Annotated in this window: 10 protein-coding genes and 1 pseudogene; 3 read left to right on the top strand and 8 right to left on the bottom strand. The window is 73.1% G+C overall.

Annotated features, from left to right (window positions below; translation table 11 throughout):
* The 3 genes and pseudogenes from ACOJUF_RS12580 to ACOJUF_RS12590 all read right to left on the bottom strand — a co-directional run.
* Window positions 1-224: pseudogene (locus ACOJUF_RS12580) on the bottom strand (HNH endonuclease); the annotation flags it as partial.
* A 110-nt stretch (window positions 225-334) separates the two neighbouring features.
* Window positions 335-1,252: a diacylglycerol kinase gene (locus tag ACOJUF_RS12585; protein ID WP_420122189.1), complete on the bottom strand. Its 918-nt coding sequence runs from the start codon at window positions 1,250-1,252 to the stop codon at window positions 335-337.
* A gap of 38 nt (window positions 1,253-1,290) precedes the next feature.
* Window positions 1,291-1,752, bottom strand: a complete 462-nt coding sequence (locus tag ACOJUF_RS12590; RefSeq protein WP_420122190.1) for a universal stress protein — start codon at window positions 1,750-1,752, stop codon at window positions 1,291-1,293.
* A 116-nt stretch (window positions 1,753-1,868) separates the two neighbouring features.
* Between ACOJUF_RS12590 and prfB the strand changes: the two genes are divergently transcribed.
* A complete protein-coding gene (gene prfB / locus ACOJUF_RS12595) occupies window positions 1,869-2,975 on the top strand; it encodes a peptide chain release factor 2 (RefSeq protein WP_420122191.1) in 1,107 nt (368 codons plus the stop codon).
* 17 nt (window positions 2,976-2,992) lie between these two features.
* Here prfB and ACOJUF_RS12600 read toward each other — a convergent pair whose 3' ends face one another.
* The 5 genes from ACOJUF_RS12600 to ACOJUF_RS12620 form a co-directional block, all read right to left on the bottom strand.
* On the bottom strand, window positions 2,993-4,543 hold the full coding sequence (locus ACOJUF_RS12600; protein WP_420122192.1) for an LLM class flavin-dependent oxidoreductase: 1,551 nt from the start codon (window positions 4,541-4,543) through the stop codon (window positions 2,993-2,995).
* A gap of 79 nt (window positions 4,544-4,622) precedes the next feature.
* Window positions 4,623-5,381, bottom strand: coding sequence for a class I SAM-dependent methyltransferase (locus ACOJUF_RS12605; protein WP_420122193.1), 759 nt, complete (start codon window positions 5,379-5,381; stop codon window positions 4,623-4,625).
* Complete coding sequence (locus ACOJUF_RS12610) at window positions 5,378-5,998, bottom strand: TetR/AcrR family transcriptional regulator (RefSeq protein ID WP_420122194.1); 621 nt, start codon at window positions 5,996-5,998, stop codon at window positions 5,378-5,380. The genes ACOJUF_RS12605 and ACOJUF_RS12610 overlap by 4 nt, the downstream gene beginning before the upstream one ends.
* A 4-nt stretch (window positions 5,999-6,002) precedes the next feature.
* Window positions 6,003-7,616, bottom strand: coding sequence for an amidohydrolase (locus tag ACOJUF_RS12615; RefSeq protein ID WP_420122195.1), 1,614 nt, complete (start codon window positions 7,614-7,616; stop codon window positions 6,003-6,005).
* Window positions 7,613-9,205 (bottom strand): APC family permease, encoded by a 1,593-nt coding sequence (locus tag ACOJUF_RS12620; protein ID WP_420122212.1) that lies wholly within the window; start codon window positions 9,203-9,205, stop codon window positions 7,613-7,615. Before ACOJUF_RS12620 ends, ACOJUF_RS12615 begins: the two co-directional genes overlap by 4 nt.
* A 291-nt stretch (window positions 9,206-9,496) precedes the next feature.
* Here ACOJUF_RS12620 and ACOJUF_RS12625 point away from each other — a divergent pair, with 291 nt between their 5' ends.
* Together ACOJUF_RS12625 and ACOJUF_RS12630 are read left to right on the top strand one after the other, a co-directional pair.
* Window positions 9,497-11,026: a catalase gene (locus ACOJUF_RS12625; protein WP_420122196.1), complete on the top strand. Its 1,530-nt coding sequence runs from the start codon at window positions 9,497-9,499 to the stop codon at window positions 11,024-11,026.
* A 65-nt stretch (window positions 11,027-11,091) separates the two neighbouring features.
* On the top strand, window positions 11,092-11,973 hold the full coding sequence (locus ACOJUF_RS12630; RefSeq protein ID WP_420122197.1) for an SCO6745 family protein: 882 nt from the start codon (window positions 11,092-11,094) through the stop codon (window positions 11,971-11,973).
* Window positions 11,974-12,001: the final 28 nt, after the last annotated feature.

Here is a 12,001-nt window from a genome sequence, read left to right on the forward strand (position 1 = left end):
ACCGACCGGCTCACCTCGACCGGCGACACCCCCACCGCCCCGAGCACCGCCCGCTGCGACACAGCGAACGCGTCCGTCACCCGCGCCTGCCGCGCCGCCACCGCCCCCTTCACCCGCTCCAACACCGCCAGCTCATCCACCCGCGCCGCGTCATCGACCCCGTCGACCGGCACCGACAGCAACGCCGCGAGGAACGCGGCCGCAGCATCGGCGATCGTCGACATACGTTCGATTCTAGTGTGGGAAGGAGTCTGGCGCAACGGTGTCGCAGCTGCTAGTGTCAGGTTATTCGAACACACGGTCAGCCCTGCTGGAGGTCAACCTGATGAGACTCTCACAGACCTCCGACAGTGGCTGCACCCAGCGCCGGCAGGGCCGCCGGCACTACGGAGACCGAGATCGGGAGCGGGCCGACCCGCTCTCCGTCGGCATAGGCGACCACCATCGGGGACGCCGCACACGAGAGGGACACCGCCCGGCCGCGCAGCGTGCGAACCTCGGGCCGGCTCACGTGCCGACCCGGGTAGACCGACGGGAACAGCCGCACCAGGGTCGGCCGGCTGATCGAAGTGACCATCGTGACGTCCAGCTGCCCGTCGTCGGCGCGAGCGGCCGGGCAGATCTTCATCCCACCCCCGTACGAGGTCAGGTTGCCCACCGCGACCAGCATCGCGTCACAGTCCAACCCCTCGTCGTCGACCGTCAGGCGGTACGGGATCGGTCGGAACGAGGCCAGCTCCCGGACCAGCGCGACGTGATAGCGGGTCCGGCCGCGCGGCCAGGTCATGGCATTCATCCGCTCGTTGACCCGGGCGTCGAAGCCGGCCGCGACCACCGTGGCGAACCACCGTTGGGTGCCGTCGGCGGCCGCGACCCGGCCCAGATCGATCGGGCCGGCCATACCGGCCGCCACCACCCGGGCCGCAGCGGCCGCGTCCCGAACCGGCAAACCGAGGGCGCGGGCGACGTCGTTGCCCGACCCACCCGGCAGCACCCCCAGCAGCATCGCGGGTCCGGCCAGGACCGGGAGCACGGAGGCGAAGGCCCCGTCGCCGCCACACACCGCAACGGCCGACCGTCCCTCGGCCACCCCCGCGGCCGCGGACACGCGCGCATGCTCGGCCGACCGGGTCACCACCACGTCGACGGCCAGGCCGAGGCCGCGCAGTTCGGCGATCGCCGTCCCGGCGACACGCCGCGATCGACCCCGCCCGGCCTGCGGGTTCACCAGCACCGTGACGTCGCGGAGCACCGGCCAACAGTACGGTCCGACGGGGCCGGCGGCCCGGTTCAGCCCAGGGTCGCCCCGACCACGGCGGCCGGGTCGTCCAGATCGATCGGATCCTCCGCCGGCGGCCCGGGCACGACCACCACCGGGCAGGGCGCGTGCCGGACCACCTCGGCCGACACCGAATGGCCGATCACGTCGACCACCCCGGCCCGATGCCCACGGCCGACCACCAGCAGCTCAGCCCCCTCGGCCTCGCTCAACAGCACCTTGGCCGCAGCCCCGGCGCGGCTGCGCTCCACCACCCGCGGCGTCCCGCCGACCGCCCGCCGGGCCTCGGCGACGGCGGCCACCACCATGCAACTGGAGGCCCGGGCCAGCTGGATGTCCCGGCCGGGGCCGTGCGTCCAGGCATGCACGACCGTGACCGGCGCCCGGCGGGCCAGCCCCTCCCGGAACGCCCATTCCAGTGCCGCCCGGCTCGCCGGGGTGCCCTCGATACCCACCACGATGCCTGTGCCCATCTCGCTGCTCCCTCGCCGCGGCCCCGGCGCCCCGAGGCCCGTTCTCGACGCTAGGCAGCGTCCCCGACCCAGAGCAGGGCCGAAGGTCCCCGGCTTCCCGCGTAGGCTGACTTGCTGTGAATCTCGACGACGCGGCTGCGGTCAAGGCCCTGGACACCACCCTCACCAGCATCGAAGCGGTCATGGACGTCCAGCGGCTGCAGCGCACCATCGACGAGCTGTCCGAGGCGGCCAGCGCGCCCGACCTGTGGAACGACCAGGACAACGCCCAGAAGGTCACCAGCCGGCTGTCGCACGCCCAGGCCGAGCTCAAGCGCATCAAGGATCTGCGGCAGCGGCTGGACGATCTGGAGGTGTTGTTCGAGCTCGGCGACGAGGACCCGGACACCTACACCGAGGCGCAGGCCGAACTGGTCTCGCTGGGCAAGGAAATCGAGACCCAGGAGGTCCGCACCCTGCTGTCCGGCGAGTACGACGAGCGCGAGGCGATGGTCACCATCCGCTCGGAGGCCGGCGGCGTCGACGCGGCCGACTTCGCCGAGATGCTCCTGCGGATGTACCTGCGCTGGTCCGAGCGCCACGGCTACAGCACCGAGGTCTACGACACCTCCTACGCCGAGGAGGCCGGCATCAAGTCGGCCACCTTCCAGGTCAAGGCCCCCTACGCCTACGGCACTCTGTCGGTCGAGCAGGGCACCCACCGCCTGGTCCGCATCTCGCCGTTCGACAACCAGGGCCGGCGGCAGACGAGCTTCGCCGGCGTCGAGGTCGCCCCCGTGGTGGAGACCAGCGACCACGTCGACATCGACGAGAAGGACCTGCGGGTCGACGTCTACCGCTCGTCCGGGCCCGGCGGCCAGGGCGTCAACACGACCGACTCGGCGGTGCGCATCACCCACCTCCCGACCGGCATCGTGGTGTCCTGCCAGAACGAGCGGTCACAGATCCAGAACAAGGCGTCCGCGATGGCCGTGCTGCAGTCCAAGCTGCTGGAACGCCGCCGGCAGGAGGAACGGGCCGCGATGGATGCGCTCAAGGACACGGGCAACTCCTGGGGCAACCAGATGCGTTCCTACGTGCTGCACCCGTACCAAATGGTCAAGGACCTGCGGACCAACTACGAGGTCGGCAACCCGTCCGCGGTCTTCGACGGCGAGATCGACGACTTCATCGAGGCCGGAATCCGCTGGCGCCGATCCGAGGACGTCGAGACCACCGCCTGACGTCGAGGCCGGGCCGGTCAGATCGGCGACGGCATCAGCGTCAACGCCTGCGCCAGCGCATCTTCCTCGTAAGCCAGGTGCGAGCGCAGGATCTGGGCGAGATGGTCGGCCAGCGAACCGATCTCGGTGATTCCCTGATCGGTCGGGCCGGCGGCGTCGTCCTCGCGCACCAGGTCGACCAGCGCCCGGTCGAACCGGTCCAGCACCCCGGCGATCACGTGGTGCTCGGCCTCCAGCCGGTCCACCACCGCCCCGATCTGCGGGGCGGCCGCGCGCACGCCGGGGAACATGTGGGCGTCCTCGACCGCGTGGTGGATCGTCACGATCCGGCAGTACGAGGCGCAGAACGACCCGAGCGTCCAGTGGTTCTGCCGCACCGTCATCCGGCTGATCAACGACCGGGCGGCGCCCGGCGTCAGCTCCCCCTGGGCCACCTGCCGCACCGCCTGGTCGATCTGCTCCAGCTCGGCGCGCAGGTGGTCGTGGATGGCAACCAGGTTGCGCACGTTGTCCGGGAACGACGGCGCCGCGGCGGCCGGGTCCAGCCGGGGCGGCTGCGGCCGGTCCTGCACCGGCAGGCCGCCGGCGACACCCCAGTGCCCGTCGCGCTCCGGTCCGCCGGCGGGGCCGACGATCGACACGGCCTCGGGCGCCGGTGCGGGTGGCACGGTCACCGCGCCCCGGCGGGCGGCGGCGACCCGCTCCCGCACGTCCGGCGCCACCTCCTGCCCGAAACGCTCGATGGACGCGACGACGTCACCGGCCGGGGCCAGCAGGAAGGACGAGAAGCCCTGCTCCAGCACGAGATCGGTCAACTGGGCCCCCCAGTGTGCCGGCGGCCCATCCAGGAAACCGCCGGCTGCGGCGCCGAAGCGCCCGTTCACGTTGTAGATCCGCCGGATGTCGCCCGGCGCCCGGCCGGCCTCGATCGCCAGCTCGTCCAGCCGGGCGGTCAGCCGGGCGGTGCGGTCGGGGTCGGCGTAGGCCTGGGACGGCACCCACCCGTCGGCCAGCCGGGCGGTCAGCGCGAGCATCCGCGGCCGGTACGCCCCCACCCAGATGCCGACGGGGTGGGCCGGCGCCGGCCCGGGTGCGACGCCGTCGAGCGGGTGATGCCGACCGGGTCGGGTGACCGGGTCGCCGGGCGTCCAGATCGCCCGGATCACCCCGATCGCCTCCTCCAGCGCGTCGACCGCCTCGCCCGGGGTCAGCGTCGGCCCACCCATCCGGCCGATCGGCTCGAGGAAGTAGCCGGCGCCCAGCCCGAGCTCGACCCGGCCGCCGGTGAGCAGGTCGAGCGAGGCCACCGACCGGGCCAGCACCGCCGGCGGGCGCAGCGGCACGCAGGCCACGTCCGGGAACAGGCGGATGGTCGTCGTCGCCGCGGCCAGGTGGGCCAGCAGGGTCCAGGTGTCCAGCAGGTCCGGGTTGTACGGATGGTCCTGGACGCCGATCAGGTCGAGACCGGACTGCTCGGCCAGCTGGGCCAGCCGCACCACGGTCGCGGCCTGCGACGCCGGGTTGGGCAGGAACAGGCCGAAGGTCGGCTCGTGGCCCAGGTCCGGCATCCGACGCCCCTCTCCTGCGCCGGGCGGGACGCCGAGCACCGGATCACACTAGGGCCGGCGGCTCGACGCCGCAGCGTGATCAGGTCCGCCCGATCACGCACCAGGCCGAGGCGTCGACGTCGAACGGGGCCGGCGGCAGCAGCTCCCGGCAGCGCCGGCGCAGGGCGTCCCGGTCGGCGTCGGCGAGGCCCGCGACGTACGCCCCGGCCGGTCCGACCCCGAGCGTGTAGGGCTCCCACCACTGGTCGGCCGAGTCGTAGCGCACCCGGACGGAGAGCACGGTGTCCCAGATGACGTCCAGCCCGGCCGCCACGAACAGGCTCGCCAGGTGGCCGGCGCGGGCGCCGGCCAGGTCCGACTCGTCCGGCGCGGCCGGGTCCAGCGATCGGACCGCCCGCCAGAAGGTCGAGATCGGACCCCGGTCCCCCGCGTGGTCCCAGACGGTCGCCGCGACCGTCCCACCCGGGCGTGCCACCCGGCCCATCTCCCGCAGCCCGGCGACCGGGTCCCGCATGAAGTGCACGACCAGCGACGCCGCGACGACGTCGAACCAGCCGTCCGGCCAGGGCAGCTCCTCGGCCCGGCTCGGCCGCACGTCGAGGCCGGGGAAGCGGTCCCGCGCGGCCGCGACGAACGGTGCCGACGGATCGACAGCGCAGACCGATCCCACCCCGAGCCGATCCACCAGCCGGGCGGTCAACGCGCCGGGACCGCAGCCGACGTCCAGCGCCCGCCGCCCCGGGTCCAGGGCCAGCAACGGCACCAGCTCGTCGGCCAGCGGCTCGGAGTACCGGCCCATGAACCGGCCGTACGCCTGCGCCGCGACGTCGAAGCTCACCGGCTCGCCTCCTGCCGTTCCCGCAGGTCCGCCAGCCCCCGGACGGTCAGTGCGAGCGCCAGCTCGAAGCCCTGCTCGGCCCGGTCCGGGCCGAGGGTGGCGTTGGCCAGCGCGGTCTGCAGCGGCGAGTCCAGCGCCGGGTTGTCCTCCCAGATCACCGACGGCGCTCCGACGTCCAACGCGGCCCCCAGGCACAGGTTGTCCAGCATGGTGACCGCCAGCACCACCGCATCCGGACCGAAACCGGCCCGGCTCAGCAGGCCGGCCAGCGCCGCGTACTGGCGCAGCGTCACCGGGTCGCTGATCGTCTGCGCGACCAGGGCCGGGATCGCCGCCGGGTGCGCGGCGAAGGCATCCCGGTAACTGCGAGCCCACGCGGCGACGCCGTCCTCCCAGGGGACGTCGTCGTCGATCGGGGCGAACCGGCCGGCCAGCAGGCCCCGGATGCCCTCCACGATCTCGGCCCGCCCGGCCACGTGGTGGTAGAGCGAGGAGACGCTCACCCCGAGCTTCTGCGCGACCTCCGGCACGGTGAACCGGCCGGTGCGGTCGAGCAGCTTGAGCGCCGTCCGGCAGATGAGCTCGCGGGACAGGATCGGCTGCGACGGGCGGGGCACCGGCTCAGTCTGCCCGGTGCACGACGGTGCCGTCGACGACGGTCAGCGGGACGGGGGCCTGCGCGAACTCGTCGGGGGCCGCGACCAGCGGGTCGAGTCCGAACGAGGACAGGTCGGCCCGGAAGCCGACCTTGATGCGGCCGCTGACGTCGTCGAGCCCGGCCGCCGCGGCTGCCGCGGTGGTGTACCCGTGCAACGCCTGCGCGGCGGTCAGAGCCTGTCCGGGCAGCACCGGGGCGGCGTCGAAGAGCCCGTGCGGCCGGCGCAGCTGCGCGTCGGCGATGACTCCGCGCGGGTCGAACGGGGCGACGGGCCAGTCCGACCCGAGCGCCAGCCGGGCGCCGGCGTCGGCCAGGTCCCGGCAGCGGAACGCCCGCCGGGCCCGCTCCGGACCGAGCCGCTCGGACCAGTTGTCGCTGTGGTCCGCGCTGGTGTACAGGGTGCAGTGGGTCGGTTGCATGCTGGCGGTGACGTCGAGCGCGCGGAACCGGCCGACCAGCTCGGTCGGGATCGTCTCGATGTGCTCGATGCGGTGCGGCACCCGCCCGCGCCGCGTCCCGGACAGGGCGTCCAGCACGTACCGCACGCCGGCGTCGCCGATCGCATGGGTGACCACCGGGACCCCGCGGTCGGCCAGATAACCGGCCGCCCAGACGTACTCGGCCGGGTCCGGCCAGAACGGGACCGTGCTCTCGCCGTGCGTGTCGGCGCTGGACAGCCAGGCGGTCCCGCCATCGACGGTGCCGTCGATCATGAACTTCACGCCGTCGACCCGCCAGCGGGCACCGCCGGAGCGCTGCCGGTCCACCAGGTCGTCCAGCTCGGCCCGGGTCACCCCGGGCATGCAGAACGGGGCGAACCGCAGCCGCATGGGCAGCCCGCCGGCGGCGTTGTCGGCCGCATCCAGATGGCCGACCAGGTCGGCCGAATCGGCCTCGAAATCCATCGCGTTGCCGGCGGTCAGGCCCGCGGCGGCCATCCGGTGCAGCAGATCGGCGAACCGGGCCCGGCGCACCGCCGGCCCCTGCGGCGGCAGCACCGCCTGCACGAGCTCGTACGCCGGGATCTCCAGCAGGTGCCCGGTCGGCACGCCGTTCCCGTCGCAGACGACGGTCGCGCCCCCGGCGAACTCGCGCGGCCCGTCGATGCCGGCCCGCTTCAGGGCGGCGGGCGAGGCGACCGCGGCGTGCGCGTCGAACATCAACAGGAACACCGGCACGTCGCCGACCGCGCGGGTCAGCGGCTCGTGGGTGATCGGGCTGCGGCCGAAGGCGTTCGGATTCAGACCCCAGCCCAGCACCCACTCGCCCGGCTCGTCCCGCTGGGCCCGGCGCAGCGCCTCGGTCAGCTCGTCGAGGGTGCGCACCGCGGACAGATCGGCGCCGCGGGTCAGCCCGAGCCCGAGGACGGGATGGATGTGCCCGTCGACCAGGCCCGGCGTGACGGTGGCCGCCCCCAGGTCGATGACCCGGGTGCCGGCACCCCGCCAGCCCGCGACGTCGCGGCGGTCGCCGACGGCGGTGATCAGCCCACCCGTGACGGCCACCGCGGTCGCGGCCGGACGCGCCACATCCAGGGTGTGCACGGTGTCGGCGGTGACGATCAGGTCGGGGGTCACGGGGCCAGCTCCTCGTCGGTGGCAGCGTCGGTCACACGGTCGGTCACAGAATCGGTCACAACGTCGGTCGAACTGTCGGTCGAACTGTCGGTCGAAGCGTCGATCACGGCGTCGGTCGGTTCCGGCGGTGGCAGATGGCCGTCCTCGGCGTGCACGGCGCCGATGCCGGCGTAGACGGCCGGGCGGCGGGCCTTGAGCACCCGGGCCGCGACGGCGGCAACCAGGAAGGTCACCGGCACGATGCCCACCAGCACCACGTTGATCGCCCCCTCGGCCGTGGTCAGCAGGTCGATGTGCACGGCCAGGGCGATCGCCGCGGCCGAAAGCAGCACCGCGGCCAGCGCGGCGCAGCCGGTGGCGACCCAGGCCTTCACGGTATGCCGCCGTCGCCAGAAGTAGGCGACCACCGCGACCGAGGTCAGCGCCTGCAGGGCGATGATGCCGACGATGCCGGGGGTGTTCACCTTGAGCAGCAGGTCGGTGTACGGGTCGGCCCCGGCGACCGCGAACCCGGTGATGACGACCGCGGCGAGCAGGGACTGGACGGTGCCGGCGACCGACGGGGAACCGTACGTCGGGTGGGTGTGGGCCAGCCGGGCCGGCAGCAGGCCGTCCCGGGCCAGGTTGAAGGTGTAGCGGTTGATGGCGTTGTGGAAGGCGATCTGCGAGGCCAGCACGCTGGTCATGATCAGCACGTACATCACGTCGGACGCCCAGGTGCCGACGTACTGCTCGATGGCCACGAAGAACAGGGTGGCCGGATCGGCGGCGGCCGCCGTCAGCACGCCCTCGTTGCCGAACGCCTGGATGATCGCCCAGACGATCAGGCAGTAGAACAACCCCATGAACACGACGGCGCCGTAGGTGGCCCGCGGGATCGACCGCTCGGGGTTGCGGGCCTCGGGCCGGTAGAGCGCGGTGGACTCGAAGCCCATGAAGGCGGCGAAGCAGAACGCGAGCACGCCGATCATGCCGGGCGCGAACATGGCCTCGGGGCTGAACGACGCGGCCGACAGCGCGCTGGTGCCGGGGGCGCCGCCCTGCACGATGACCGCCCCGGCCAGCAGGGCCAGGATCGCGGTCTCGGCGATCAGCAGCACGCCGAGGATCTTGGCGCCGACGTCGATGCCGCGGCGGCCGACGAACCACACGATGACCACGGCCGCCAGGGCGAGCACCCACCACGGCACGTCGTAGCCGGTGAAGGTCGCGATCGCGTCCGAGACCTGCTGCCCGAGCAGCCCGTAGACGCCGATCTGCAGCGCGTTGTAGGCGACGACGGCCAGCACGCCGGAGGACATGCCCATCGTCCGCCCCAGGCCCAGGGTGATGTAGCTGTAGAACGCGCCCGCCCCGCCGGTGTGCCGGGTCATGGCCATGAACCCGACGGCGAAGATCGCGAGCACCGCCCCGGCGGCCAGGTAACCGGCCGGGGCGCCGATGCCGCCGACCAGGATCGCGACCGGGGCGACGCCGGCCATCACGGTCAGCGGGGCGGCCGCGGCGATCACCAGGAAGGCGATGCCGCCCGCGCCGAGGGCATTGGTCTTGAGGTGTTCGGCGGCTCCCCCGCTCGGCGGTGGTGGCATCTGCGCTCCCGGGGTCGATCGGCGGGCGGCGGGGCTGGTCGGCGCGGTCGGGGTCACCGGCGGGCTCCTTCTCGAGCAGGTTAGGACGGGGCGGCGGTGCGCAGATCACGAGCGGGTGGCACGAACGGCGGCATTGCGGCTGGTGGGAGAACTCTCGACTCACCGAAACCGAATCGGTTTCGTTTATAGGATGGGCCCCCCGGACGGAGGTGTCAAGACCCTTTCCGGTTGCCCGGGGTCGTCCGGGGTACAGGTCGTGGGACGGCCCACCCGAGACAGAGAGGGGACGCTGTGACGGCGACCGAACCGCGACCAGCCCCGACCACCACCGACGCCGGCATCCCGGTGGCCAGCGACGAGCATTCGCTGACCGTCGGGGCCGACGGTCCGCTGCTGCTGCAGGATCACTACCTGCTCGAGCAGATGGCCAATTTCAACCGCGAGCGCATCCCGGAGCGCCAGCCGCACGCCAAGGGCGGTGGCGCCTACGGCACGTTCGAGGTGACCGCGGATGTCAGCGCGTACACCCGCGCGGCGGTGTTCCAGCCGGGCGCGACCACCGACCTGGTGGCCCGCTTCTCCACCGTCGCCGGCGAGCGGGGCTCACCCGACACCTGGCGCGACCCGCGGGGCTTCTCCGTGAAGTTCTATACCTCCGAGGGCAATTTCGATCTGGTCGGCAACAACACCCCGGTGTTCTTCATCCGGGACCCGATGAAGTTCCAGCACTTCATCCGGTCGCAGAAGCGGCGGGCCGGCAACAACCTGCGCGACCACGACATGCAGTGGGACTTCTGGACCCTGTCCCCCGAGTCCGCGCACCAGGTGACCTGGCTGATGGGCGACCGGGGCATTCCCCGCACCTGGCGGCACATGAATGGCTACTCCAGCCACACCTATATGTGGATCAACGCCGACGGCGTCAAGCACTGGGTCAAGTACCACTTCAAGACCGACCAGGGCATCGAGTGCTTCACCCAGGACGAGGCCGACCAGATGGCCGCCGTCGACACCGACTACCACCAGCGGGATCTCTGGGAACACCTGGAGGCCGGTGAGTTCCCGAGCTGGACGCTCAAGGTCCAGATCATGCCGTTCGACGACGCCAAGACCTACCGCCTGAACCCGTTCGACCTGACCAAGGTGTGGCCGCACGCCGACTACCCGCTGCACGAGGTCGGCCGGATGACGCTGAACCGCAACGTCACCGACTACCACACCGAGATCGAGCAGGCCGCGTTCGAGCCGAACAATCTGGTCGCCGGCACCGGCCTGTCGCCGGACAAGATGCTCCTGGCCCGCGGGTTCTCCTACGCCGACGCGCACCGGGCCCGGCTCGGGGTGAACTACAAGCAGATCCCGGTCAACGCACCCAAGGTGCCGGTGCACTCCTACAGCAAGGACGGGCACATGCGGATCACCCCGGTGACCGACCCGGTGTACGCACCGAACTCCTACGGCGGACCGGCGGCCGATCCCGCCCGCACCGACGACGGCGGGACCTGGCACGCCGACGGCGAGATGGTGCGCACCGCCTACGCGCTGCGGCCGGACGACGACGACTGGAGCCAGGCCGGCACCCTGGTCCGGGAGGTGCTGGACGACGACGCCCGCGGCCGGCTGGTCGACAACATCGTCGGGCACCTGCTGAACGGGGTCAGCGAACCGGTGCTGGCTCGCGCGTTCGATTACTGGCGCAACGTCGACAAGGGCCTGGGCGACCGGGTCGAGCAGGGCGTACGGGCCAAGCAGTCCGAGAAGGATCCGAAGGCCGCGCAGCAGGCCAACCCGGCCCGGGAGTCCATGCAGCGCAAGGCGTGACCGGCCGGGCCAGCGGTCCCCCACTGGACCGCGACGCCCGGCTCGCGACGGTGTGGACTCGGCTCGTGTTCGAACTCTGGACCCGGTACGAGCCGATCCACGCCGTCACCTATTTCTCCCCCGATGCGGCCCGCGCAGCGACCGACGGCGGCTATCGCGGGTTCTGGATGGGGTACTTCGCCCAACGGGCGGCGCCGCTCGGGCCGGTCGGCCCGGCGGTGGTGACCGGCTGCTTCTTCGGCTTCCACCCCGATCGGGTCGCCCGGGCCCTGCCGGACGCCTGGTCGTTCGCCGGGCCGGACCGGGCGCTCGCCGCCCGGCTGGACGGCGTCGACCGGACCCTGCGCCGGGTCTGGGGGGCTGAGCTGCTCGGCTCCGCCGTGGTCGCGGAGGCCGCCGCGCTGCTGTGGGCCGCCGCCGAGGCGGCGGACACCGCCGGCCGCGTGCTCGGCGCGGCCAACCAGGCCCTGCCCCGGCCGGAATCCGACCATCTGGCCATCTGGCAGGCGTCCAGCACCCTGCGCGAGCACCGCGGAGACGGGCACATCGCTGCGCTCATCGCCCACGACGTCGGGCCGGTCGAGGCGATGACCCTCAAGATCGCCGCCGGCGTGGCCGATGGTGCCGGGTTGCGCCGGGCCCGCGGCTGGCCGGACCAGGCGTGGAGCGACGCGGCGGCCGCGCTGACCGACCGCGGCTGGCTCGACGGCGTGGGCCGGCCCACCGCCGCCGGCCGGCGGGGCGCCGCGGACATCGAACGGTGCACCGAGGCGGCCGCGGCCTCGCCGTGGGTCGCCCTCGGTCCGGCGCGGACCGGGCGGACCCGGGACCTGCTCGACCGGCTGGTCGCGCCGATCCTGGCCACCGATCTGATCCCGGTGCTCAACCCGATCGGTCTGCCCCGGCCCGGAAACGCGACGGCCCGCTCACTCCCGACCGGGAGCTGAGCGGGCCGGTTGCGCCGAAGGATCGGAG

Origin of the sequence: Nakamurella sp. (assembly GCF_048594475.1) — a bacterium.
Taxonomy (GTDB): Bacteria; Actinomycetota; Actinomycetes; order Mycobacteriales; family Nakamurellaceae; genus Nakamurella.

Coding starts and splice junctions, on each gene's coding strand:
- ACOJUF_RS12590 (WP_420122190.1), bottom strand. CDS start 1,752: ATGGGCACAGGCATCGTGGTGGGTATCGAGGGCACCCCGGCGAGCCGG.
- ACOJUF_RS12600 (WP_420122192.1), bottom strand. CDS start 4,543: ATGCCGGACCTGGGCCACGAGCCGACCTTCGGCCTGTTCCTGCCCAAC.
- ACOJUF_RS12620 (WP_420122212.1), bottom strand. CDS start 9,205: ATGCCACCACCGCCGAGCGGGGGAGCCGCCGAACACCTCAAGACCAAT.